This window comes from Shewanella electrodiphila, assembly GCF_023283985.1.
GTDB lineage: Bacteria > Pseudomonadota > Gammaproteobacteria > Enterobacterales > Shewanellaceae > Shewanella > Shewanella electrodiphila.
Window position 1 is genome coordinate 115159 of the sequence record NZ_JAKIKU010000003.1, and the last position, 25604, is coordinate 140762.

The 25604-nt window shown below is 38.7% G+C and carries 19 protein-coding genes; 9 read left to right on the forward strand and 10 right to left on the reverse strand.

The window, feature by feature from the left end:
- Positions 1 to 301: 301 nt before the first annotated feature.
- The gene (locus tag L2737_RS06675; protein WP_229368746.1) at positions 302 to 1474 is read left to right on the forward strand and encodes a serine hydrolase domain-containing protein; all 1173 of its coding nucleotides are present in this window, start codon (positions 302 to 304) and stop codon (positions 1472 to 1474) included.
- A 336-nt stretch (positions 1475 to 1810) separates the two neighbouring features.
- On the opposite strand, the gene gyrA is transcribed toward L2737_RS06675, so the two are convergent.
- Positions 1811 to 4492: a DNA gyrase subunit A gene (gene gyrA, locus L2737_RS06680; protein ID WP_102527377.1), complete on the reverse strand. Its 2682-nt coding sequence runs from the start codon at positions 4490 to 4492 to the stop codon at positions 1811 to 1813.
- 356 nt (positions 4493 to 4848) lie between these two features.
- Between gyrA and ubiG the strand changes: the two genes are divergently transcribed.
- The 5 genes from ubiG (at position 4849) to yfaE (ending at position 10782) form a co-directional block, all read left to right on the forward strand.
- The gene (gene ubiG / locus L2737_RS06685; RefSeq protein WP_102527403.1) at positions 4849 to 5577 is read left to right on the forward strand and encodes a bifunctional 2-polyprenyl-6-hydroxyphenol methylase/3-demethylubiquinol 3-O-methyltransferase UbiG; all 729 of its coding nucleotides are present in this window, start codon (positions 4849 to 4851) and stop codon (positions 5575 to 5577) included.
- A gap of 135 nt (positions 5578 to 5712) precedes the next feature.
- Positions 5713 to 6378, forward strand: coding sequence for an HAD family hydrolase (locus L2737_RS06690; RefSeq protein WP_229368749.1), 666 nt, complete (start codon positions 5713 to 5715; stop codon positions 6376 to 6378).
- Positions 6379 to 6980: 602 nt separating this feature from the next.
- The gene (gene nrdA, locus L2737_RS06695) at positions 6981 to 9269 is read left to right on the forward strand and encodes a class 1a ribonucleoside-diphosphate reductase subunit alpha (protein WP_248955215.1); all 2289 of its coding nucleotides are present in this window, start codon (positions 6981 to 6983) and stop codon (positions 9267 to 9269) included.
- A 54-nt stretch (positions 9270 to 9323) separates the two neighbouring features.
- Positions 9324 to 10454: a class Ia ribonucleoside-diphosphate reductase subunit beta gene (gene nrdB, locus L2737_RS06700; protein ID WP_102527380.1), complete on the forward strand. Its 1131-nt coding sequence runs from the start codon at positions 9324 to 9326 to the stop codon at positions 10452 to 10454.
- The gene (gene yfaE / locus L2737_RS06705) at positions 10429 to 10782 is read left to right on the forward strand and encodes a class I ribonucleotide reductase maintenance protein YfaE (RefSeq protein WP_248955216.1); all 354 of its coding nucleotides are present in this window, start codon (positions 10429 to 10431) and stop codon (positions 10780 to 10782) included. Before nrdB ends, yfaE begins: the two co-directional genes overlap by 26 nt.
- Positions 10783 to 10810: 28 nt before the next feature.
- On the opposite strand, the gene L2737_RS06710 is transcribed toward yfaE, so the two are convergent.
- Entirely contained in the window at positions 10811 to 11701 is an 891-nt protein-coding gene (locus tag L2737_RS06710) for a LysR family transcriptional regulator (RefSeq protein ID WP_248955217.1), read from the reverse strand.
- Between the two features lie 113 nt (positions 11702 to 11814).
- On the opposite strand from L2737_RS06710, the gene L2737_RS06715 reads away from it, so the two are divergent.
- Together L2737_RS06715 and L2737_RS06720 are read left to right on the forward strand one after the other, a co-directional pair.
- Positions 11815 to 13209 (forward strand): MATE family efflux transporter, encoded by a 1395-nt coding sequence (locus L2737_RS06715; RefSeq protein ID WP_248955218.1) that lies wholly within the window; start codon positions 11815 to 11817, stop codon positions 13207 to 13209.
- A 381-nt stretch (positions 13210 to 13590) separates the two neighbouring features.
- A complete protein-coding gene (locus L2737_RS06720) occupies positions 13591 to 15420 on the forward strand; it encodes a DUF885 domain-containing protein (RefSeq protein ID WP_248955219.1) in 1830 nt (609 codons plus the stop codon).
- An 84-nt stretch (positions 15421 to 15504) separates the two neighbouring features.
- On the opposite strand, the gene L2737_RS06725 is transcribed toward L2737_RS06720, so the two are convergent.
- Positions 15505 to 17058: an AbgT family transporter gene (locus L2737_RS06725; protein ID WP_248955220.1), complete on the reverse strand. Its 1554-nt coding sequence runs from the start codon at positions 17056 to 17058 to the stop codon at positions 15505 to 15507.
- Positions 17059 to 17431: 373 nt separating this feature from the next.
- Between L2737_RS06725 and L2737_RS06730 the strand changes: the two genes are divergently transcribed.
- On the forward strand, positions 17432 to 19027 hold the full coding sequence (locus tag L2737_RS06730) for a BCCT family transporter (RefSeq protein ID WP_248955221.1): 1596 nt from the start codon (positions 17432 to 17434) through the stop codon (positions 19025 to 19027).
- Positions 19028 to 19125: 98 nt separating this feature from the next.
- Here L2737_RS06730 and L2737_RS06735 read toward each other — a convergent pair whose 3' ends face one another.
- From L2737_RS06735 to L2737_RS06765, 7 genes are all read right to left on the reverse strand, one after another.
- A complete protein-coding gene (locus L2737_RS06735) occupies positions 19126 to 19647 on the reverse strand; it encodes a dimethylsulfonioproprionate lyase family protein (protein WP_248955222.1) in 522 nt (173 codons plus the stop codon).
- Positions 19648 to 19855: 208 nt separating this feature from the next.
- The gene (locus L2737_RS06740) at positions 19856 to 20863 is read right to left on the reverse strand and encodes a Kelch repeat-containing protein (RefSeq protein ID WP_248955223.1); all 1008 of its coding nucleotides are present in this window, start codon (positions 20861 to 20863) and stop codon (positions 19856 to 19858) included.
- Between the two features lie 2 nt (positions 20864 to 20865).
- On the reverse strand, positions 20866 to 21705 hold the full coding sequence (locus tag L2737_RS06745; protein ID WP_248955224.1) for a hypothetical protein: 840 nt from the start codon (positions 21703 to 21705) through the stop codon (positions 20866 to 20868).
- 291 nt (positions 21706 to 21996) lie between these two features.
- Positions 21997 to 22494, reverse strand: coding sequence for a GNAT family N-acetyltransferase (locus tag L2737_RS06750; RefSeq protein ID WP_248955225.1), 498 nt, complete (start codon positions 22492 to 22494; stop codon positions 21997 to 21999).
- Between the two features lie 136 nt (positions 22495 to 22630).
- Positions 22631 to 23293: an SDR family oxidoreductase gene (locus tag L2737_RS06755; protein ID WP_248955226.1), complete on the reverse strand. Its 663-nt coding sequence runs from the start codon at positions 23291 to 23293 to the stop codon at positions 22631 to 22633.
- A 67-nt stretch (positions 23294 to 23360) separates the two neighbouring features.
- Positions 23361 to 23666, reverse strand: a complete 306-nt coding sequence (locus L2737_RS06760; RefSeq protein ID WP_248955227.1) for a GNAT family N-acetyltransferase — start codon at positions 23664 to 23666, stop codon at positions 23361 to 23363.
- Positions 23667 to 23974: 308 nt separating this feature from the next.
- Positions 23975 to 25525: a sulfatase family protein gene (locus L2737_RS06765; protein ID WP_248955228.1), complete on the reverse strand. Its 1551-nt coding sequence runs from the start codon at positions 25523 to 25525 to the stop codon at positions 23975 to 23977.
- Positions 25526 to 25604: the final 79 nt, after the last annotated feature.

Sequence of the window (25604 nt, forward strand, 5' to 3'; positions counted from 1 at the left end):
GCATGATTTAATTACTCAAAATATACTTTTAAATACTATCAACAAGGCATTTTTTGATAGAATCTACTGGTCAATTATCAATAAATAACCTGCTATTTTATTAAGTGCTGCATAAGTAAACTACGGCACTATTTTTATGTTTAAAATGAAACAGATTTTATGAATTTACATGACGAGTCACTAGTAAATATCATTAAATTAAACAACAATACTTGTATACAAATGAGTAACAAACGTCCTTTAAGTTATAGACGTCAACACAATAATAAATAAACCGTATTAACGGTCATTGGAACTGTACATGTTTTTAAAACCTATATTATTTTTAGGCGCTGTATCTTTTGTTAGTTTGCTCCCTACTTCCTTAATAGCTGCAGAGCAATCTGACTATTCTCCTTTAGCCGACAGCTTTAAACAGCGTTTTCATCAACAGCTTAAAACAAGCAAAGTGCCAGGTGGCGCATTTGTGATAGTTGAGGGCGACAAAGTGCTGAAACTCAGTACATATGGTAAACGAACAAAAGGCGGCAGTTTGAATGTCAATGCAGACACTGTATTTAGATTAGCGTCTGTATCTAAAACTTTTGCTGGCACGTTAGCTAGTATGTTGGTCAATGAGAAAAAATTAAATTGGCAACAGCCGATCAAAAGCTACTTGCCAGAGTTTACCCTTGCCGACAAACAAAAAGCGCAGCAAATCAATCTCGGTCATATCATTGGACAAAGTACCGGCTTGATGCCAAATAGCTATGATAATTTAATCAATGCCAATGTGGGCATGGAAAGAATTATCAACAAATTCTCTGAGCTCACCCCGATGTGTTCTCCTGGGGTCTGTTACAGCTACCAGAATGTAGCATTTTCATTTATTCAAGACGCAATAGAACAGCAATCGGGTCAATCTTATGAATCTTTACTGCAAAATAAGATATTTTCACCTTTAGATATGAAGTCAGCATCCATTGGTTATGACGCATTCGATCAGCAAAGTAATCGCGCTGAACCACACGTAAAAACGAAATCAGGGTTCAGAAAAGTAAAAGTAAAACCCAATTATTACAAATTAGCACCTGCTGCTGGTGTTAATGCCAGCATTACTGATATGTCAAAATGGCTAATTGCCAATCTAGGTGAAAACCCTGGGGTTCTGTCCAACAGTGTGATTAAAGATGTTACTACCCCAGGTGTTAGAACAACAAAAGAACTACGCCGCCGCGATTGGAGAACTTATCTAGATAATGCTCATTACGGTAAAGGTTGGCGAGTTTATGAATTTGAAGGTAGACCATTAATCTATCATGCTGGCTGGGTGGCTGGTTATGTTGCCGAAGTCTCCTACTCACCTGAATTAAATATCGGTATGGCAATGTTACTTAATGGAGAATCAAGGGTTATTGCTAAACTCAGTTCGGCATTTTGGCGTGATACATTTAAACGTGCAGATGTCCTCGCCAGTAATACATCAGCGAACTAAAACTGAATAGAACTGAGCTGAACTATAGCTGAACTAATATAAGTTAAATTAAGTTAAGTTAAGTAATCAAGCTGTCTTAAACAAGTTAATACATCGAGTGGTGAATACTTGTGACAGCGAATAACTGTAGCCAAATTAGCTTTAAGTAGCTTTAAGTAGGTAAGTAAGTGAGCAAACAACACTAAACCAAACACTGTAGTTTGAGACAATTTACAAACCTATAATTAAAAACACTAAAGCTGTGTTTACGCTAAGTTTAACGTTATCGATTATAAAAAAGAACCAATAAAAAAGGATGCCATTGGCATCCTTTTTTTGTTTTAGCAAATAACTCGATTAAGCATCTGCTTCTGGTGTATCAGTCGCATCGTCAGCAGTATTTTCTACTGCAGCTGTTTCAGACTCTTCGCCTTCAACAAACTCTTCTTCTGGGACTTCAATTTCATCAAGTCTTTGCAAACCGACTACTTTTTCATCTTCAGCAGTACGAATGATTGTCACACCTTGTGTGTTACGACCAATCAATGAAACACCGTTAGAAGGAGTACGTACCAGAGTACCTTTGTTACTAATCAGCATGATTTCTTCAGATTCAGTCACCTGAACAGCGCCAACGACTGCACCGTTACGCTCACTCACCTTGATTGAAACAACACCTTTAGTGCCACGGCTCTTAGCTGGGTACTCAGATAGGTCTGTACGCTTACCGTAACCATTTTCAGTTACCGTAAGAATAGAGCCATCTTCTTTAGGAATGATCATTGAAACAACTTTTTGACCATCTTCAAGTTTGATACCACGAACACCCGTTGCCGTACGACCCATTGGACGGATAGCAATCAGATCTTCACCAGTCTCAGGATCTTTCTTCACTTCACCCGTTTCAGAATCACGTACTTTCTCGTTAAAGCGAACAACTTTACCTTCATTCGAGAACAACATGATGTCATCACTACCATTAGTAATATCAACACCAATTAACTGGTCATCATCTTTCAGGTTAACTGCAATAATACCGTTTGCACGAGGATTACTATAAGCAGTTAATGCTGTTTTCTTAACGGTACCGTGAGCGGTAGCCATGACAATAAACTTATCATCAGCATATTCACGCACAGGTAGAATCGCAGTAATACGTTCACCATCAGAAAGCGGTAACAAGTTAATGATTGGACGGCCACGCGCTGTGCGGCTTGCCAACGGTAACTGGTAAACTTTAAGCCAGTACATTTTACCGAAGTCAGAGAAACAAAGAATCGTGTCATGCGTATTGGCAACAAGCAGTTTTTCAACGAAATCTTCATCTTTCACTTTCGTTGCAGCTTTACCTTTACCACCACGGCGCTGCGCTTGGTAATCAGTCAATGGCTGATATTTAGCGTAACCCATGTGTGATAGTGTCACCACGACATCTTCTTCGTTAATTAAGTCTTCAAGACTCATATCAACTTCGTTTTGATTAATCACAGTACGACGAGCATCACCGTATTGTTCTAGAATCTCTTCTAACTCTTCTTTGATGACTTCCATCAAGCGTTCAGGGCTACGTAGAATAAACAATAGACCTGCAATGAACTCGAGTAACTCTTCATATTCAGCAAGAATTTTTTCATGTTCAAGGCCCGTTAGGCGATGTAAACGAAGCTCTAGAATTGCCTGTGCTTGCTGCTCAGTTAAGAAGTATTCGCCATCACGAATACCAAATTCTGGCTCTAACCACTCAGGACGAGCTGCATCATCACCTGCTTTTTCAAGCATGCCTTGTACATTTCCTAGCTTCCAACCTTGCTCTACTAATTTAACCTTAGCTTCTGCAGGAGTTGGTGAAGCCTTAATTAACGCAATGATTGGATCAATGTTAGCCAATGCAATAGCAAGTGCTTCTAGGATATGTGCACGTTCACGTGCTTTACGTAATTCAAATACGGTTCTACGTGTAACGACTTCACGGCGGTGAAGGATGAAACACTCAAGCATTTCTTTTAAGTTAAACAGTTTTGGTTGACCATTTGTCAACGCAACCATGTTAATACCAAAAGAGCACTGCATTTGAGTTTGAGCGTATAGGTTATTAAGTACAACCTCGCCAACTTCACCACGTTTAATTTCAATAACAATACGCATACCGTCTTTATCAGACTCGTCGCGTAAGCCACTGATACCTTCAATTTTCTTATCTTTTACAAGCTCAGCGATTTTTTCAATCAAACGCGCTTTGTTAACCTGATAAGGAATTTCAGTAACGATAATACGTTCACGGCCATTCTCTTCTTCAACTGCAGCTTTTGAGCGCATAACAGCACGGCCACGGCCAGTTTTGTATGCATCAATGATACCTTTACGGCCATTGATAGACGCTGCTGTTGGGAAGTCAGGACCTGGAATGTGTTCCATTAGCTGTTCAATTGAAAGACTTGGCTCTTCAATTAACGCTAAGCAACCACCGATCACTTCAGAAATGTTGTGAGGAGGTATATTGGTTGCCATACCAACAGCAATACCAGAAGAACCATTAATTAATAATGTCGGTACACGCGTTGGTAGTACAGCAGGAATAAACTCAGTACCATCATAGTTAGGTACATAATCTACTGTTTCTTTTTCTAAATCGGCTAATAATGAATGAGCCAATTTTTCCATGCGAATTTCTGTATAACGCATTGCTGCTGCAGAATCGCCATCAACTGAACCAAAGTTACCTTGGCCGTCAACAAGCGTATAACGCATAGAGAATGGCTGAGCCATACGTACGATTGTATCGTATACAGCAGAGTCACCATGTGGGTGATACTTACCGATTACGTCACCAACAACACGAGCTGATTTTTTATAAGGCTTATTAAAGTCGTTCTTTAATTCGTTCATTGCAAAAAGCACACGACGGTGAACCGGTTTTAAACCGTCACGAACGTCGGGTAATGCACGACCTACGATTACACTCATTGCATAATCTAAATAAGAATTTTTTAGTTCGTCTTCGATGTTAATTGGCGAAATTGATGATGCCAGATCAGTCATAAACTGCTCGTTCCCCTAAAATTAGCGCACAATAATTATTCCATTTTATTGTGTAGCTCAAAAACGTGATTTGGCATTCTAACACAGATATAAAAAGTGGCTAGACCCTAGGACAACGAAAAGTTAAAGCAAGTGAAAAACTGAATAAAAACAGCAAGAATAAGTCAATATTGTTTAGGTTTCTCTACTATTTAAATTACGAAAATGGTTTAACAAATATCGGATGTCCTTTTTATCTACAAATAGTGTTGAATATATAACCAACTAGAAATGAATCTTGTTTCATCTCACTATGTTTATTGCAACGGATGGTTATAATGCATGCAATAATCACTAATAAATCATGGGTCCTTGCAATGTCGAATCAAGAACACACCACTCAACAAAATGTTGATCATCAAGAAATCGAAAAATTTGCCAATATGGCTGAGTCTTGGTGGGATCCAAATGGTGACTTTAAACCTTTACATTTACTGAACCCATTGCGATTAAATTATATCGACCAAACCTGTGGTGGTTTGTTTGGTAAAACAGTCGTTGATATTGGTTGCGGTGGTGGCATTTTGTCTGAAAGCATGGCAAAAATAGGCGCGAAAGTGACTGGGCTTGATATGGGTGAAGCCCAAATAGAAGTGGCAAAGCTGCATGCATTAGAAACAGGCGTGACAGTGGATTACGACACAATGACAGCTGAAGAGCATGCTGGTGCAAACCCTGCTAAATACGATGTTGTCACTTGTATGGAGATGCTTGAGCACGTCCCTGACCCATTATCTGTGATTCAAGCCTGTTGTGACATGGTAAAACCTGAAGGTTATGTGTTCTTCTCAACCATTAACCGCAATATGATGTCTTATATACAAGCCATTGTAGGTGCTGAATATGTATTAAAAATGCTGCCAGTCGGCACACACGATCACAGTAAGTTTATTAAACCATCTGAGTTAATAAATTTAGTAGATAAAACAGATCTAATTTGTCGTGATGCCCTAGGTATTACCCATAACCCATTATCGGGTGTATATAAGTACACTAATAAAGTTGACGTTAATTATATGATTGCCACTCAAAAAGTGGCTGACTAATTAATAGTTTTCATGGGTAGCATCAAATACGGTGCTGCCAGAGGCAAAATGCTTCGTTGATAGAATTAGCTTTGACAAAGAGTGCTAATCCGTTTTACTCATTGATAAAGTGTCGATTACGTATCTAAGGGATGTATGAATTCGATTAAAGCAGTGTTGTTTGATTTAGATGGTACTCTTGCTGATACCGCCCCAGATTTGATTCATGCATTAAATTTAAGCTTACAAGAACGCGGCATTGAGTCTAAAAGCGTTGATGAATTACGTTACTCAGCTTCTCATGGAAGTTTGGCACTGGTTAAAGCCGGAGTGCCACACCTTGATGAAGCATCTCAAATTGAAATTCAACAATCCTTATTGGCCTACTACAAACTAGTCAATGGTGAGAAAGCGAAATTATTTCAAGGATTCGAAGCCTTCCTAACTTTATTAGATAGTCATAATATCCCATTTGGGATCGTCACTAATAAGCAAGCTAAGTTTACTCGCCCTCTAGTCTGTGCTTTAGGGCTGACTAAAAGGGCCAAAACGGTAATTAGCGGTGACTCAACTCAATATCCAAAACCACATACTGCGCCAATGCTATTAGCCGCTCAACAAATTGACTGTCTACCAGAGCAGATCTTATACCTTGGTGACGCTGAGCGTGACTTAGTCGCGGCAGAAAAAGCAGGTATGATTGGTGGGACGGCATTGTGGGGGTATTTGTCTGAATCTGATACACCGTCACACTGGCCAAGCCAACTTGAATTCGAATCAGTTCATGCGCTCCAGCAATACTTTCTAAATACTGTTCTCTAAACACTGTGCTCTAAAAACTGTTATCTAAACACTCTTCTCTAAGTACTGGGGCATTTCCATTCGTTTACCGTACTTTAAGACTAATTTTGACAGTGTTTTAATGGATTAAATAATACCAGTTTGGCTTAGCAAAACCTTTCTATAAAGATCAAACTATTTTTTCAACAAAACAATCGATCGCTGAATATTGTAGCGATCAAACCGAACTCGTTCTTCGTTCAAAATTTAACCTAGCCTAATTATTCAAAGCGTAATTTGCGTTAGCAGGTTAGCTTTTACTAACTTGTTTCACTATACATAAGATATCCACAAGTTATTCAGTAAAATCTTGCTTGCAAAAGTACGCCAACCTCACTATCTTGTATGTATCAAATTTAAAAACACCATATCTTGTGTATGACATCACCACGAGACACTAGCTTAAAAAGCTCAGTATCTCGCTGTATCACTAGTATTTTTGTAAATTTAATGTTGTAAATGCTTTTGGATGATCGACTTACAAGGGAACGTAATGTGATTTATTGGCGATCGTAAGCAGTACGGTTAAACAAGATCCAAATAATAAATTACACCAATAAATATAGAACCAAGGTCTCTTTTTAATGAACAGCAATATGACAGTCACTAAACGTAGTGGCGAGCGCGAAACAATCGATTTAGATAAAATTCATCGCGTTATCGAATGGGCAGCAAAAGGACTGAATAACGTATCAGTCTCTGAAGTAGAATTACGATCACACCTGCAGTTTTTTGATGGTATTCCAACTGAAGCTATTCATGAAACTATTATTAAAGCCGCTGCGGATTTAATTTCTCCAGAATCGCCAGATTATCAATTTCTTGCTGCACGCTTAGCTGTTTTCCATCTTCGTAAAAAAGCCTTTGGCCAATTTGAGCCTCCAAAGTTAGTCGACCAAGTTAACCGTTTAGTAGAAATCGGTAAATACGATAAGCACATCGTTGAAGACTACACAGCTGAAGAATTAACCATTCTTGACGGCTACATGGATCATTGGCGTGATATGAACTTTTCATATGCTGCAGTTAAGCAGTTAGAAGGTAAGTATCTAGTACAAAACCGTGTGACTAACGAAATATACGAGAGTGCCCAGTTCCTTTATATTTTGGTCGCTGCATGTTTATTCGCTAAGTATCCAAAAGAAACCCGCCTTGACTACATCAAGCGCTTTTATGATGCGGTTTCTACTTTTAAGATTTCATTACCTACGCCGATTATGGCTGGTGTAAGAACGCCGACTCGTCAGTTCAGCTCGTGTGTATTAATTGAATGTGATGACAGCTTAGATTCAATCAATGCTACAGCGTCTTCAATCGTTAAATACGTTAGCCAACGTGCTGGTATTGGTATTAACGCTGGACGTATACGTGCATTAGGAAGCCCTATTCGCGGCGGAGAAGCATTCCATACTGGTTGCTTACCATTTTACAAATATTTCCAAACAGCCGTTAAGTCATGTTCTCAAGGCGGTGTTCGCGGCGGTGCAGCAACCTTGTTCTACCCTATTTGGCATCTAGAAGTTGAATCTCTGCTGGTACTGAAAAATAACCGTGGTGTTGACGATAACCGTGTTCGTCACCTTGATTATGGTGTGCAATTAAACAAGCTGATGTATCAGCGTTTAATTAAGTCTCAAAACATCAGTTTATTCAGCCCATCTGATGTGCCTGGTTTGTACGATGCATTCTTTGCTGACCAAGTTGAGTTTGAACGCCTTTATTTGCAGTATGAAGCTGACACTAGCATTCGTCGTAAAGAGATTAAAGCGGTTGAATTATTTTCACTAATGATGCAAGAACGTGCTTCTACTGGTCGTATTTACATTCAAAATGTTGACCATTGTAATACCCACAGCCCGTTTGATCCGAAAGTTGCACCAATCAAACAATCTAACCTTTGTTTAGAAATTGCCTTGCCAACTAAGCCAATGAAAAACATTGAAGATCCAAATGGTGAAATTGCCCTTTGTACTCTTTCAGCGCTAAACCTCGGTGCAATCAATGATTTATCAGAGTTAGAGCCTTTAGCTGATTTAGCCGTTCGTGCTTTGGATAACTTACTCGATTATCAAGATTACCCAATTATCTCTGCGCAACTTGGTTCAATGAATCGTCGTACGCTAGGAATAGGTGTAATTAACTTTGCAAATTACTTAGCAAAAAATGGCATGAAATATTCTGATGGCTCAGGTAACAACTTGACTCACAAAACCTTTGAAGCAATTCAATTCTACTTATTGAAAGCGTCAATGAACTTAGCCAAAGAGCAAGGTGCATGTCCGTTATTTAACGAAACGACTTATGCAGAAGGTATCTTGCCAATTGATACTTACAAACGTGACTTAGACAAAATCTGTGATGAACCATTACACATGGATTGGGAAGGATTACGTAGCGACATTAAAGCGCACGGTTTACGTAACTCAACGTTGTCAGCATTGATGCCTTCAGAAACCTCTTCGCAGATTTCTAACGCGACCAACGGTATTGAACCACCACGTGGATTAATCAGCGTTAAAGCAAGTAAAGACGGTCAGTTAAAGCAAGTAGTACCAGATTTTGATGAGCTTAAGCATCAGTACGAATTGCTTTGGAATATGCCGAACAATAACGGTTATTTAGAATTAGTCGGGATTATGCAGAAGTTTATCGACCAAGCAATTTCCGCCAACACTAACTACGACCCTACTCGCTTTGACGGTCAAAAAGTTCCAATGCAAACCTTGCTTAAAGATTTGCTAACAGCCTACAAGTTAGGGGTAAAGACCCTTTACTATCACAACACTCGTGATGGTGCATCAGACAACTTAGACGACATTACTGTAGTCGAAAAAGAAGATGACGATTGTGCCGGCGGCGCTTGTAAAATTTAATCAATAATTAGCATATAATTGCGGGGGCTTTCCCCGCTTTTTTGGGATATATAAATGGCTTACTCTACTTTTTGTCAAACACCGAACAATCCAATGAACGAACCAATGTTCATGGGCCAATCAGTTAATGTTGCGCGTTACGATCAACAAAAATATGAAGTTTTTGAAAAGTTAATTGAAAAGCAATTATCTTTTTTCTGGCGCCCAGAAGAAGTAGATGTAAGTAAAGATAAAATCGATTATCAAAGTTTGCCTGAGCATGAAAAGCACATTTTCATCTCAAACCTTAAATACCAAACGTTACTTGATTCTATTCAAGGCCGTTCACCAAACGTTGCCCTTTTGCCGTTAGTGTCGTTACCTGAATTAGAAACTTGGATTGAAACTTGGTCATTCTCAGAAACCATTCACTCACGTTCGTATACCCATATTATTCGTAACATCGTTAACGATCCTTCGGTTGTATTTGACGATATCGTTGTGAACGAAGAAATTCTGAAACGTGCTGGTGATATTGCTCAGTACTATGATGACCTCATTGAGTTAACTCAAGTATTCAATCTGCATGGTGAAGGCACGCACACGATTAATGGTAAAGAGATAGCTGTTAGCTCTCGTATCCTTAAAAAATCACTTTACCTGTGCATGATGTCAGTCAACGCTTTAGAAGCGATTCGTTTCTATGTCAGTTTTGCCTGTTCATTTGCTTTCGCGGAACGTAAGTTGATGGAAGGTAATGCTAAGATTATTCGCTTAATTGCTCGCGATGAAGCATTGCACTTAAATAGTACGCAGCACATAGTGAATATCATGCAAGGTGGTAAAGACGATCCTGAAATGGGCGAAATCGCTAAAGAATGTCACGATCAAGCCTACGATATTTTTTATAAAGCAGCTGAACAGGAAAAAGAATGGGCACAATACCTATTCAAAGATGGTTCAATGATTGGCTTAAATGAACAAATTTTATGTCAGTATGTTGAGTACATTACCAACCAACGTATGAAGGCTGTTAACTTACCGCAACCCTACCCAGAGCAAACTAATCCACTACCTTGGATGAAAAACTGGTTAGAAAGTGACGCTGTTCAAGTAGCGCCGCAGGAAGTTGAAGTTTCATCATACTTAGTGGGACAGATTGACTCTGCAGTCGACAGTGATGAGTTCTCTGATTTTGACCTATAAGCACAATTTTAAAAAAGCGCCCATTGTCAGTTTAAATGGCGAACCGGTGTTGCTGTTCAACCAGCAGCAACACACACTACTTGAAGTATTAGAAACTAAAAAAGTAAATGTTTTCTCTGAATGTAGAAATGGGTTTTGTGGCGCTTGTAAAACCAAGGTCAACAAAGGCAGCGTTCGTTACCTTACTAAGCCATTGATTGAGCTTAAACAAGATGAATGCTTACCTTGTTGCTGCGTGCCTGATACAAATCTAGATCTAGATTTGACCACAGATGAGCCCAGTAACTTATATGTTCAACATAACAAGTCTGTGGTTTTCTTAGATTAAGCTAAGGTGAATTGTCTTAAAAAAAGCACTAACCCTTGGCTTTCTTTGCCTCATTAAACATTTTATCAACTTCACCAAACATCCAATTCATAATATTACCCGCCCCTTTATCGCGACGCTTTACCAATCCCATTTCAATCAATAAAGAATCTGGAATGTGATAACAACTCAATTCTTTAATTTCACCAGAATACCAAGACGAGTCAGCAATGTGCTCAGGCACTAGCGCCCAACCTAAACCTCTTATGACCAAAGACGTAATATAGTAATAGCTATCAACATGCCAACAGTTTGCCGAAATGGGCTTACTCTGGGTTTGTAAATCACATATAACCAACTGTCGATACTGATTCAGTTCAGCTATATTGGGTGTTGGAACATTTGCTAGCGGATGATTTACTGAAACAATCAAAGATTGATGAAAACTGTCTATGCTAAAAAACTCAAGTCGCTCACAGAGTTGTTCATTGCGAAACAAAATACCTAAATCTGCTTTGCCATCATCAACCCATTGAGCAATGTCATCTCTTGAACCATTCAAAATAGTCAGTTTTAACAAAGGGAATGTATTGGCCGTTTTATCAAAAAAAGCCTCAAATGTAGAAATTGGTACAGCTTCGTCAATAGCAATAGTCAATGCAAGCTCATCCTCTGTTTGCACTGTCATTGCACGTGAATTTAATCGTTCACATTGTGCTAGTACTGCTTTCGCTTCGATGAACATCTGTTCGCCTTGCTCGGTAAGTACTGGCATACGCCCTGTTCTATCGAAAAGTTTAAAACCTAAATCTATTTCTAAATTGGCTACCGCAGTACTCACACGAGACTGCGCTTTACCTAATGAACGCGCAGCAGAGGAAAATGATCCCAGATTCGCCGCTGCAACAAATGCTTGTAACTGTTCTATAGACCAGTTCATGTTGACTCCCGCTAAAATACTATCCGAAAATCGGATAGTTACTAACTTTATTCTATCTTATAAATAGCCATAATGGACAACATTAAGTCTGTAAATTTATTTGAGTGTGTAGAATGTCTAACCTTATTTCAAAACCATCAAGTTTGACGGTCAGCCAGCATTTCTGGAAATATGCCATCCCTTCTATTGCTGCTATGCTCGTCAGCGGCTTATATCAGATTATTGATGGCATTTTTGTTGGTCACTATGTGGGTTTTGAAGGTTTAGCTGGGATCAACATGGCTTGGCCAGTAATCTGCTGTATCGCCGGTGTTGGAATGATGATTGGCATGGGCGGTGGTAGTTTATTATCCATCAGCCGTGGCGAAAATAAACCTGAAGACGGACAGCGTGTATTAAATAATGGCATCGCACTAATTGTGTTGTTAAGTATTGCTGCTGCCGTATTCATTCAACTATGGGGTGAATCGTTATTATTGTTACAGTCAGCTAGCGGCGCTAACTACACCATGGCAATGGACTATATTAAAGTATTTGCTTATGGAGCATTCTTTACTGCTGCGGCAACAGCTTTACCGCTATTAGTACGAAACGATGAAAACCCAGGTCTTGCCACAAAGCTTTTAATCGTTGGTGCCACGCTAAATATTGCATTGGATTATTTGTTAATTGCCGTCTATCCATTGGGCTTAAAGGGCGCAGCGATTGCGACATTAGTGTCACAAGCGGTAGTAGTTGTACTCGGTTTCAGCTACTTTTTCTCATCAAAAGCCAATACAAAAGCCAAACTTAATCTAAGTTCTATCTGCTTTTCTCAAATGAAACATATCATTGTGCTCGGTAGCTCGAGTTTATTTATGTTTTTATACTTCAGTTTTATTATTGCATTGCACAACTATTTATTCATGAAGTTCGGCTCTGCTGTACATGTTGCCGCTTTTGCCATCGTAGGATACGTGGCTACCACCTTCTTTTTGTTGGCTGAAGGTATTGCAAGTGGTATGCAACCACCTGTGAGTTATTACTACGGCGCAAAAGAGGTCAACAATATCAAAGCGACGGTAAAACTCGCTGTTAAAGTCATTATGGTATTAGCCGTATCAACAGTGACTTTTATCAATGTATTCCCTGAGTTTGTTATCGGTTTTTTTAGCAGTCAAGACCAAGCTTTAATGACTGAAACCTTGATAGGGATGAGATTACATTTATTTGCTTTGGTGTTAGATGGACTTATTTTTATCGCTACCATGTATTTTATGGCAGTTAACCAAGGCGGTCGTTCATTAACGATTTCATTGGGTAATATGTTAATTCAAATACCCTTTCTATTAATGCTACCTTATTTACTTGGGGTTAATGGCATTTGGTTATCAGTGCCCTTATCTAATATCGCTTTGTGTATTATTCTGTCACCATTAATTTTCAGTGAGATTAAACGGATCAATCAATTAGGTGAGCAGCCAACAAAGAGGGATTTGCATACTTTCAGTGAACTTAACGCCTCTTAATCTATGCATGGATGAAATATTGCTCCGCAGTTAATGCTCATTACAACTTGATAAAATAAACTCGCCATATATATACATCCATTATGTGGCGAGTGTAGATTCAGCATTGTCATAACCCTTCAAAATCCTTCATAACCTGCCATGAAAAATAGTTGTATTTAATCCGCTCGTCTTCAGCTCAAAATACCTGCTGTTTACAAGCTTAAGTACTAAGCAAAAAGTTATTAGCAATCAGCTAATATTCATCTTTGGCATACAATTTTACACTTTTAGTGTTCAATAACTTCGACTTATGTTAGTTAGTTGTTAATATCCACTGGCGTAAAATAAGATTAAATCATTATCTAAAATGGATTAAAACAACAATAAATAGGGACAATCATGATTAAAAAATCATTGAAATGGTTAGGACTTGGCACGTTAGGTGTTGCCACTATCGGTGCGAGTTTCGCTGCCCATGAGTGGTATGCCGATAAACCATTTATGTTTAGATCTTATCTAGATCGCCAAATGGTTAAGATGGCTTTTAAAGATCCTGAAGGGTTAACCTCTCTTGGATTTCTCGAGTCAGTTGGTATAAAAGGACATAATGCTCACCTTGATGATGTCGATCCATCTAACAGCAAAGCCGTGTTTGATGAAATGAAAAGCTTTCGTGATGGCTTGCATCAATATGAAGATAATAATTTAGATGAAAATCAGCTTATATCGAAACAAATAGCCCTATATTTGACAGGTCTTATCGATGATTTCGACAAGTTTCAGTATCACACCTATCCGGCAAATCAAATGTTTGGCATTCAAAGTGGCTTCCCAAGTTTTATGGAGTCTTCACATCAAGTGGCCACAGTTGAAGATGCCGAAAACTACCTTTCAAGAATGGGTGAACTAAACCGTAAATTTTCACAGTACCTATTAGCACTTCAAGAGCGTGAAGATCGCAATATCATTCCGCCACGCTTTGTGATTCAGCGAGTGCTTGATGAAATGCATGGTTTTGTTGCAACACCTGCAAATGAAAATATTCTTTATACTTCGCTTGTAACAAAATTTGATGCGACTGAAGAAATATCAGACTCTGAAAAAGCTAGACTCCTTGCGCAAACAGAGCAAGCGATTATAGATTCAATATATCCCGCCTATGATTTATTCATCAATTATTTTGAAGCATTAAAACCCAAGGCTGGCACTGACGATGGATATTGGCATTTACCTCAAGGCGAGCAAGCCTATGCGTTAGCTTTAAAGCTATTTACTACAACAGATTACACCCCTGATTATATTCATGAATTGGGTTTAACCGAAGTCGCGCGTATCCAAGCAGAAATGTTAGTTTTATTTGAGCAAGAAGGCATTGATACCAGTGATGGCTACCTTGCAGCAATGAACACGTTTTCTGATAAACCAGAATATTATTATGAAGACAGTGATGAAGGTAGAGCTCAAATCCTCGTCGACTACCAAACCATACTGGATGAAATTAATGACGGTCTAGATGACAGTTTTAACATTCGCCCAAAAGCTGGCATGGAAGTGGTTAGAATACCTGAGTTTAAAGAAAAAACAGCACCAGGAGCTTATTATCAAGGCCCCTCATTAGATGGCAGTCGCCCAGGGCGTTTCTTTGCAAATCTATATGATATAAAGACCTCACCTAAATATGCGATGCGTACATTAGCCTACCATGAGGGCATTCCAGGACATCACTTTCAAGTATCCATTGCTATGGAACTTGAAGGTATGCCTTTGTTGCGCAGATTTGCACCTTTTACAGCTTACTCCGAAGGTTGGGCATTATATGCTGAGCGTTTAGCTTATGAACAAGGTTTTCAAAACACACCAGCAGATAACATAGGCCGCTTAACAGATGAGTTATTACGTGCCGTTCGCCTTGTCGTCGATACTGGCTTGCATCACAAACGCTGGACTCGAGAAGAGTCGATAGCATACATGAGCGCTAGTACTGGCCGTGCGGAGCGTGATGTCATATCAGAAATTGAACGCTATATTGTCATGCCAGGCCAAGCGACATCTTACAAAGTTGGCATGATGAAAATTCTAGAGCTGCGACAAAAAGCTCAAGATAAACTCCAGGATAAATATGATATACGTGAGTTTCATGATGCGGTGCTGAAAAATGGTGCAATGCCTTTAGATTTATTGGAAACAGTCATTGATCAATATATAGAACAAAGGCTACAACAAGCTTAGAACTCGTTAAAATATAACAATAAAATAAAAGAAAGGACTGCAAATGCAGTCCTTTCTTTGTTTTAAGGTTCTGTACTTAATGTCTTAGCCGTAAGTGTAGCTAGCACCTAATCCTAATGGGAATCCAATTGACCAATAAATTAATAACCACGCACTCCAAATCGACAGTAGCGCCAAGCTAAATGGCAACATCATTGAAATGAGCGTACCTATCCCAATCCCCTTCACATAGCGTTGACAATAAACGACAACTAATGGGAAGTAAGGCATTAATGGCGTAATAATGTTGGAGCTTGAATCACCAATACGGTAAGCCGCTTGAGATAAATCAGGGCTGATATTAAGTTGCATCAACATAGGCACGAGCACTGGACCAATCAACGCCCATTTAGCAGATGAAGAACCCACAAACAAGTTAACGAAGCCCACTAATAAGATCATACCTACCACAGTCACTTCTGCAGGTAGGTTTAAGGCTTTAAGCCCACCAGCGCCTTCAACGGCAATTAATGCGCCTAAGTTCGATGCTGAAAATGCTGCTACAAACTGTGCACAGAAAAATGCCATCACAATATAGTGAGACATGCCACTCATTGACTTAGACATGGCTTGTACAACATCAGCTGAAGTTTTAAAGCTTCCAGTCATGTAACCATAAACTAAACCCGGCAACATAAAGAAGATAAAGATTAGCGGAACAATCGATTGCATTAGCGGTGCGCTAAAACTGGTAAGTGATCCATTAGCATCTCGTAATGTCGACGTTTCTGGAATGGCGAGTGAAAAGAAACCCACAATCGCAGCTAACATCACAGCTGAAGCAATCCTAAAAGCTTTCATTTCTTTCGCACTAGCTTGATCCATCTTAGGTAAGTCAACTTCGTCACGGTTAACTTTATGAGATTTATTCAATCTAGGCTCTAAGATTTTATCGGTTAAATACCAAATAACTAATGTAATAGGAATACAAGAAGACGCAGCAAAAAACCAATTATTCAGAGGGTTTACTTGGATATCAGGATCAACAATTTGTGCTGCTGACTGAGTAAAACTTTGCAATAATGGGTCGATACCTGATGGGATAAAGTTGGCACAAAATCCACCTGAAACGCCCGCAAATGCTGCAGCAATACCCGCTAATGGATGGCGGCCAACCGTAAAGAAAATAACCCCTGCTAATGGAATAACCACTACATAACCTGCATCTGTAGCAGTATGAGATATAATCCCCACAAGCACGACAGCTGGCGTCAGGAACTTAGCGGGTGTGACTTTTAGCATTTGCTTTAATGCAGTATTAATAAAGCCAGATTGCTCAGCAATACCCACACCCAGCATGGCAACTAACACAACACCTAATGGCGCAAATGCGGTAAAAGTAGTTACCATTGAGGTTAAAAAATGGGTTAACGCATCTGCGCTCAATAAGTTATTCACTTCAATAGGACTGTTTGTACGAGGATCTATCGCTTCAAAACTCACGCCTGAAAGCAGCGCTGAAATCCCCCACACAGCAAACATCAAAATTAAAAACAACATCGCTGGATCAGGTAATTTATTACCCACTCGCTCAATACCATCTAAAGCTCTACCTAAAAAGCCAGGCGCTTTTTCTGCAGATTCACTTTTAACTGTCATTATATCCCTACCTTGTAGATCCCTTTATTCAACAACACAGCATAAATGCCATCAACATTTATCGCCAGTGAATAAAGAGCGTCTGTATATTTTTATTAATATGACTAGTTTAATGAATTAATCTTTAAGTAAGCTTAATAAGTAGATAAAACTGCTTAAAAATAAGGCAGTTAAATTAAAGATAACAGTAAAAAAACACGTAAAAACTGACACAAACAAAGCCAGCAAGTTAACGGCGTTACAGCCACCAGCTAAACAACATGACAATCAACACAATATAATTAACCTATGAAGATAATTGATAAATCTTTAGTTAAAGTCTGTTAATCTGCGCCGCTAATATCTTTCATCACCTTAGTTATAGAGATTAAGTATGAGTCAACCTGACGATAAATACAGTATTAACAATACTGATTACGAAGTAGGACAAGATAATATTCAAAAATGGGGATTTGATATCCATAATCCGGTTTTTGGGATCAGCGCAGGTTTAATTGCCGTGTTTCTAATTGCCCTGCTCGCTGTTGAGCCAAGTACAGCTAAAGAAGTGCTTGATGGTGCTAAATGGAAGATCATCAATAACTTTGATGTTGTTTTCATGTGGTCTGCAAATTTTTTCTTAATTTTTTGTATCGTTTTAATCATCTCACCATTTAGAAAGATCCGTCTTGGTGGCAATGACGCTGTCCCTGAATACTCAATATTTTCATGGATGGCAATGCTATTTGCTGCAGGCATGGGAATTGGACTGATGTTTTGGGGCTTAGCAGAACCCGCAGCGCACTATACTGGTTGGTTTGAAACGCCAGGTGGTGTCGAGCCATTTACTGAAGAAGCCATTAAAGCCTCTCTTGGTGCAACCATGTTCCATTGGGGTCTCCACCCTTGGGCAATATATGCAGTAGTCGCGCTATCAATGGCTTTCTTTGCATTTAATAAAGGCTTACCCCTTTCCATGCGTTCAGCGTTTTATCCTATTTTAGGCGATAGAACCTGGGGTTGGTTTGGTCATATTATTGATATACTAGCAGTGCTTGCTACACTATTTGGCTTAGCAACATCACTAGGGCTAGGTGCTCAACAAGCTGCAAGTGGTATCAGTCATGTATTTGGGATCAGTAACGGCATTTCAACCCAGCTCATCATAGTTGCATTTGTTACGTCATTAGCTATTTTATCCGTTGTACGAGGTATGCACGGTGGCGTAAAAGTACTCAGTAATATTAATTTATTGGCCGCTTTCGCGTTATTATTATTCATCATCATAATGACCTTTTCAGTCACACTGACCTATTTACCCATTACTATCATGGGTTATATTGAAAACATCATCCCGTTAAGTAATCCACATGGCCGAGAAGACGAAGCCTGGATGCATGGTTGGACAGTATTTTACTGGGCTTGGTGGATATCTTGGTCACCGTGTGTCGGCATGTTTATCGCTCGTATTTCTCGTGGTAGAACAGTGAAAGAGTTCTTACTTGGCGTATTGCTAATACCGACAGCGATTACGATTTTTTGGATGGCAACATTTGGCGGTAATGCCATTGATCAAATAATCAATCAAGTCGGTGAATTAGGCGCAAATGGCCTAACAGATATCACTCTAGCGCTATTTCAGGCTTATGATGTAATGCCGATGAGCTCAATTATTTCGGTACTTTCAATCGTACTGATTATGGTTTTCTTCATCACCTCATCTGACTCTGCATCATTAGTCATAGACAGTATTACCTCTGGCGGTAAGATTGATGCGCCAATCCCACAGCGTATATTCTGGGCAACTACTGAAGGCGCTATTGCAGCTGTTCTATTATATGTTGGTGGCACTCAAGCGATACAAGCACTTCAAGCAGGAACCATTTCTACAGGTCTCCCCTTCACCATAATCTTGCTTACTATGTGTGTAAGCTTAACGATGGGCTTGAAATCGGAGATGGATATTAATCGAAAAAACTACGCTAAATAATTTTTGTAGTTCAAGTTAAGATCTCATTTAATAGAATATAAAAACCAGCAAGACGCTATAAAAATAGACTTGCTGGTTTTTTTACGCCTTAACATTGACTATTCTTTAACCTGCAAAGATGGTTCGACAATAACGCCTTTATTACTTGCTCTAGTAATAAAAAACTTCATTGGTACATCACCTGTATTAAATATGCCGTGTAAGTCCCAGGGCGAAACATATAATACATCGCCAGTTTTTGCAGGTGTTTCTACACCGTTTAATGTCCAAATCCCCGAACCTTCTACAATGTATAAATACTCTTCTTCAGCATGTTGGTGAGGCGGATGAATTTCATTGTTAGGTTCTATAATTGCCAAACCCACAATCGTATCCTTGGTGCCTATTGTTTCGCCGTAAAAATAAGTATAGAAATCACTACCATCGTAAGCTGTCTTATGGGTGTCTTCAAAGTTAACAATACTTGATTGAATATGAATATTTGACTCGTTATTTACAATGTTAATTTCATTTGAGTCTGTATTTTGCACAAAGGCACACGACGTCATTAAAATTATTGATATTAAAATAGTTAAGTAAAACTTTGATACTTTAACAATTTCTTGCAGATTATTTTTCATTGCTTGTCCCTTACCGCAAATAAATTGCCAACTTTAACTTGAGCACTGTCATAAAAATGTATGCAGCCAGATACCTATTAAACTGAGCCATTAACCCTTCACCAACTCGTTAAAACTTCATGTATTAATATAACCATAGACACATATATCCATAACTGTGATTAGGTTTAACTTATCAATTTTAGGTATATGCATTGTCGTTATTAAGCTATTTATCATTAGTAAAAATAGCATCGAGCTTAATACGTTCAACTGTATTTAATTCGGGTGAACCACCTTGCATACCAGAGCCAGAGGCAATCCATAGGTAACCATTTATTTCGATTACACCACTCCCGTGTCTTCCTTGAATTAAAGAAGGTTTTTTCCGCCATTGTTTGGATTGGCTATCAAATAAATGAACTTCTTCATGGGCTTTATTGGGATCGGCACTTTCTCCACCGACTACAATAAAATCATCTTGATGAGCAAATATTGCAATGCCAGCTCTGGGGGTTGGCAATTCGTTTTGTACTACTTTCCATTCATTAGTCTCGATATTCAACACATCTAGTTTACCTTCAACTAACTCAAAGACTTGTTTGTGCTTGCCTAGTGTTCTTCGTCCACCAGCAACATAAATATGATTATTTATGAGCGCAGCTTGAGCATGGTCACGCGCGTGAGGAGCATCATCAAGAATAGTCCATGTATTGGTAATAAAGTCATACCGATCGACCCAGTTAACATTGCCATCTAGGTGACCATTGGTAATACCGCCAATAAGATAAAGCGAGTTGTTTTTAATCACAGCAACGGCACTACCTCTTAATCTTGCCTCTGGAATAGCAGGACCTTTTTCCCATTTGTTTTTATGCGGATAAAAATAGTAAATATTTCTTACTGGAGTTTCAGCAGGGTAAGCACCCGTTAAGGCGCCGGCTATTACAATTTTGTTCTGCCATACACTTGGTTGGAAATGGTGTAATTCTATGGGCGATGCTTGTAGAGGACGCCACGATAATAAATCAGGATCAAATTCATCAACGGCTTTTACACCTCTACCACCAATTAAATAACCTTTATCTTCAAATTTTACAAAGCCCGCTTCGTGGCGTGCAGAGAAAGAGTTCGAGGTTTCTACTTGCTGCCAAGTTGTTGTAGCTGTTGCGTCTAGTACAACACATAGTGAAACACACAAGACCACAAAAAAAAGTGGAATATTGGTAATTTTCATGACTATTTCTCTGAAGTCGTTTTGTTAAACTTAGTAAAAAACGCCGCTACCGTTGGTGTGTCATTAATACCCAATATATAAGTGACTTCAACTAAGTCAGAAAAATCAACACCCCCTGCTGAAATCGCCTTATTATCGTAGCGCCCATTAATACCGTTATATTTAGTACATATTTCATTGGCCTGTTTCCAAACTTTTGCTGACAAAAGCCTGGTATCTTCAAGGTTTTTACTTAAGTAGGATTGATTGTTAAATCCTGGGGTACCGTTTCCTTCTTTATTACCGTCGGCAATTCTTATGTAATGAGTGTTTTGCTTGACGTAATTTAATGCATCTACGCTTGTTTCTTGTTCATTCCAATCTGCGTGTTGCACTACGATTATTTGTTCTTTAGAAAATGAGATATTGAATTCAGCCAGTGCTGTTAATATTTCTTGAGTAAAATCACTTTGCCCTGCCTCTACCATCCAAACATTGCCACCATCAGATAATGTTTTGTTTATCTTTTTGATGCTTCTATAGATAGAGTTTTGTCTGTCGTTATGTGCATCTGTCCAGTTTTGCTTGAACACCATATCAAATAGATTATTTGCCGGAACATAGGCACCTGCTTGTATGCCATAAGTGCCGCTGATAGCATAATAATTCAGTTTTTTATATTCTTTAGATTTCAGTATTAAATCGAATGCTGCAATAGTATGGACATCATCAACATCTGTTTTAAGATCAAAATTTAAAAGCAGTAGGTCTTTATCTATCTCAAACTTTTGATCCAAGGCATAACCATTAAAAGATAAAAATATCATTACGATAATAAATAAAGATTGAAATATGTATTTCATGTTGAGCCTCATGGACATTTAGTTGCCAGTTATTGTTAACATGACCATAACCATAGCGCGCACAGATTGCAACATCATTAATTTCAGTAAACCTTGTATAATTGACTTTATTACTTGAAACTTCGATTTGTCATTATATTAATGTGCTGATGTAATTCACTGAAAGTGGTTAATCAAAAAGCTTAACAACAATACTGACACCGGAGGAAGATAAAACCTCTCCATGCTCTATGTGATAGAAGTTTAATAAATCAATATTACATATAGAGAAAACAAACAGAGAGAGGTTTATTATTGGGGATATGAACTCACTAGTTCAACTGTGTTGGTTAGATTAATTTTCATCTCTACTAATGACTTAGTAAAGCCGACTTTCTCATATGCCCGTATAGCAGCATCATTGGCATCATAAACGTCTAGATATAAGTCAAACACGCCACGACTTTTACTCCAATCTATGAGGTTATCAATAATCATCTTATTGATACCTAACCCTCTGTATTCTGACTCCACATACATAAAACCAAGGTAGGTATGTGTAGTATGTTCGAGAGACTGTTTAGATTCTCTAATTTGACCGTAACCAGTGCCAATAATCACTCCGTTAATTTCAGCTACAATCAAATTTGAATCATCACCTGAAAGTAAGTGATTTAAATCATAATAAGCTGCATTTATAGGTTTAATACTTGGGTTAAAAGGCCGTTCTGCTTCAACCACTTTTTGCTCTAAGCTCAATAAATCAGCTTTATCTGCTGAAGTTGCTTTTCTAAGGAATAAATTTTTCAATTAAGCTCACCACCTTATTGTTTATGCATCAATATCAATACTGACATGAGTTTTAGCCTAGTCGATATTAAATACGGTAAGCTTTCGTAAATGACTGATCGCAGCTTTAATTCTGAAGAAGTATTAATATCACATCTTACCAAGGTAAGACTTGACCATTAGAGTGCTTAAACACACCAGATTGACTCATATCGAGTTCATTGATTAACCCTACAATACGAGCCGCTGACTCGACTGCTGAGATATCACCACCATGGTTAACCATATCAGTCTGCACGTAGCCTGGATGATAAATACCAACAGCTATATTTTTATCAGCAAGATCATGACTTAACGACATTGAAGCCGCATTTAATGCCGCTTTCGACATGCGATATCCATAACGTCCGCCAGAAGTATTATCTTCAATAGAGCCCATACGAGAAGTGATCATCGCAACTTTACTGCCCGGATTAAGTTGATTTTGCAGTGAAGCAACAACCCTAAGCGGTGCGACGGCATTGACTTCAAACTGTTGTCTGATGGTATCTAAATTAAGATGTGATAATTGCTCATCGCGTAAAATACCGGCATTGCAAATAAGAATATCAATAGCCACACCCGCAAGCGAAGTGTGCATATTATGAATCCCCTCATCTGTCGCAACATCAATTTGTGTAATCACATTAATATCCAGCGCTTCTAACTCATCAGAAGTGTGGCGACACAAACCAAATACCTTACACCCTTGTTGCTTAAATAGTTGTGCTAAAGCTAAACCGATACCTCGGTTAGCCCCTGTAATAACAACGTTAGACATTACAATACCCTTAAAATCTTTGATAACATTAATGAAAAGTATCAATAAAATTGACACATACCAAGTCCTAAAACTTCACCATCCCGTTTTGGTAACCGTATCGCTGATAAAATGATTCTTTACCTTTTACAGATAATAATCCTACAGTCGCTCCATTGCAGACCGTATCAGCCAAGTAACATTGAATATGTTCCATAATAAAATGCCCTAAGCCCTGACCTTGATAATGGTTTTTTACCACAACATCTTGTACATAATAAAACAAAGCTCCATCACCAATAATCCTGCCATAATCAGCTAAATTATTGTCACAATATAAGCAAACATGAAATAAAGATTGATTCAAACTGTTTTGCGCCAGTGTTGGGTCCACTTCTCCCTAACCAGCATCAGCTCTTATTTGATTAAACGCTCGCACTGATGGCGAGTTGAAACATATATTTACTTTATGTTCCTTATCATCATGGCGGACAAAATGATCAAAAGATTGCTTTAGCAGATTAAGATTCATCAAAATCCCCCCGTGTTACCTATACGATAGGTTTAATGGCAAAATATCGTTATCAACATTTAACGACTAACAAAGCAAAAAACCTAGCAAAATGCTAGGTTTTTTGAAAAATGACGAAGACCACATTTAACTTCAAGCTTTAGGGCTACATCGACGTCATCTTCTTTCAGTCAAAGCAAAGGTGTAGTTCTCATACCTGAAGACCTTATATTGAGGTATTGAGCTAACATGTTTTCCGCTAGCACCTTAAACTCTTGATTATTTATTAAGTTTTTTTGTTCATGTTCTTCTTTATTAGCATCAAGATCAAACAGTGCAACAGGCTTCCAATCAGTTAGATTTCGGTTAGTTTTGATAATTAATTTCCATTGTTCTTTTCTTAATACCACTTGAAAATCAGTGCCACCTTGTTGCAGCATAAACTCTCTGCTGGCTAACTCAGTTTTACCATCAAAAAGCGGTAAAAGATTCATAGAATCCATCATTTGATTTTCATTTGCTTCAAAACCAGTAACAGCAGCAATGGTCGCGACTACATCGTGTGCCATTATCGGTTCATTTACGATCTCGCCTTTAGAAATCATCTCAGGCCAATGAATAATAAATGGTACTCTATGACCGCCTTCATAAGCTGAATTTTTGCCATCTCTATACTCACCTGAAGCTCTGTGTCCGCTCGCTTGACTAAATAATAACCCCCCGTTATCAGATGTAATCATCAATAACGTATTGTCATACATTCCCTTGGCTTTAAGTGCTTTTACAATGCGAGCTATTTGAAGATCTAATTCCACAATCATATCAAGGTGAGCAGTCGGTGTACTGCCTTTTACTTTTACCCCATCAAAAGTTGCGGGGGGAATATGCGGAAGATGCGGCATCGGTGATGCGTAGTAAAGTAAAAACGGCTTTTTATTATTTTGGCGATGAATATAATCAACCGCTTTTTGAGAAATAATATCACCCATTTTACGGGTGTCCCAAGCAGAATCACCCATCCCAGGACCTTTGCTGGATACTATTTCTGGCACTACTGCAGAGCTTTCATCAATTAAAATAACTTTCGAATTTTCGGTTAATGGATACCATTTAGAATTTTCAAAAGCCATATAATTAGGTCCTTGAATCCCATCTGGTAACATGAAACTGTATTCAAAACCTACATGTTCTGGGCCACCGCCAACAATTTGGGATAAATCAACCTTAGGTAAATACCCTCTTTTTTCACCTCGATAAATTGTTGACCCCTCCTTGGTTTTGTAATCCCCCCCTAAATGCCATTTGCCAATAAAGCCTGTATTGTAACCTTGTGTTTGTCCAATACGGCCAATGGTGGCATCAGTTTTTTTGAAAGGAGACTCTTTATACATACTCCATGTCCCCCATGGCGCATTGCTTCGATAGGTACTATTACCCGTCATCATACCGTATCGAGTCGGAGAACAAAGTGCAGTTGTTGCATGAGCATCACTAAACCACAGGCCCTGCTGACTTAATTGATCAAGGGTGGGTGTTTCAAATAATGGCTTGCCATTAATTAAATCACGGGTGTAATAGCTCACATCACCCAAACCAAGATCATCAGCCATGATCAAAACAATATTGGGTCTTTCTGGCTGTTGGTTTGAAGATGAAGCTAAATGGGGTTTGGATAAAACTGGCTGACTTAAACTCGCGATTAAACATGGTATTATCGTGCCAATGCTGTAATGATATTTCATTTGGTCTAATGTCCTGAATGGTTGAGGCTGATACTGTTGCCATCCGCAAAGTGATTCTTAAAACGTGAGTTACAGCTAG

Coding starts and splice junctions, on each gene's coding strand:
- L2737_RS06690 (WP_229368749.1), top strand. CDS start 5,713: ATGAATTCGATTAAAGCAGTGTTGTTTGATTTAGATGGTACTCTTGCT.
- L2737_RS06730 (WP_248955221.1), top strand. CDS start 17,432: ATGAGTCAACCTGACGATAAATACAGTATTAACAATACTGATTACGAA.
- L2737_RS06735 (WP_248955222.1), bottom strand. CDS start 19,647: ATGAAAAATAATCTGCAAGAAATTGTTAAAGTATCAAAGTTTTACTTA.
- L2737_RS06745 (WP_248955224.1), bottom strand. CDS start 21,705: ATGAAATACATATTTCAATCTTTATTTATTATCGTAATGATATTTTTA.
- yfaE (WP_248955216.1), top strand. CDS start 10,429: ATGAGTTCTCTGATTTTGACCTATAAGCACAATTTTAAAAAAGCGCCC.
- nrdA (WP_248955215.1), top strand. CDS start 6,981: ATGAACAGCAATATGACAGTCACTAAACGTAGTGGCGAGCGCGAAACA.
- L2737_RS06720 (WP_248955219.1), top strand. CDS start 13,591: ATGATTAAAAAATCATTGAAATGGTTAGGACTTGGCACGTTAGGTGTT.
- L2737_RS06755 (WP_248955226.1), bottom strand. CDS start 23,293: ATGTCTAACGTTGTTATTACAGGGGCTAACCGAGGTATCGGTTTAGCT.
- L2737_RS06725 (WP_248955220.1), bottom strand. CDS start 17,058: ATGACAGTTAAAAGTGAATCTGCAGAAAAAGCGCCTGGCTTTTTAGGT.
- gyrA (WP_102527377.1), bottom strand. CDS start 4,492: ATGACTGATCTGGCATCATCAATTTCGCCAATTAACATCGAAGACGAA.
- L2737_RS06740 (WP_248955223.1), bottom strand. CDS start 20,863: ATGAAAATTACCAATATTCCACTTTTTTTTGTGGTCTTGTGTGTTTCA.
- ubiG (WP_102527403.1), top strand. CDS start 4,849: ATGTCGAATCAAGAACACACCACTCAACAAAATGTTGATCATCAAGAA.
- L2737_RS06765 (WP_248955228.1), bottom strand. CDS start 25,525: ATGAAATATCATTACAGCATTGGCACGATAATACCATGTTTAATCGCG.
- L2737_RS06710 (WP_248955217.1), bottom strand. CDS start 11,701: ATGAACTGGTCTATAGAACAGTTACAAGCATTTGTTGCAGCGGCGAAT.
- nrdB (WP_102527380.1), top strand. CDS start 9,324: ATGGCTTACTCTACTTTTTGTCAAACACCGAACAATCCAATGAACGAA.
- L2737_RS06715 (WP_248955218.1), top strand. CDS start 11,815: ATGTCTAACCTTATTTCAAAACCATCAAGTTTGACGGTCAGCCAGCAT.
- L2737_RS06675 (WP_229368746.1), top strand. CDS start 302: ATGTTTTTAAAACCTATATTATTTTTAGGCGCTGTATCTTTTGTTAGT.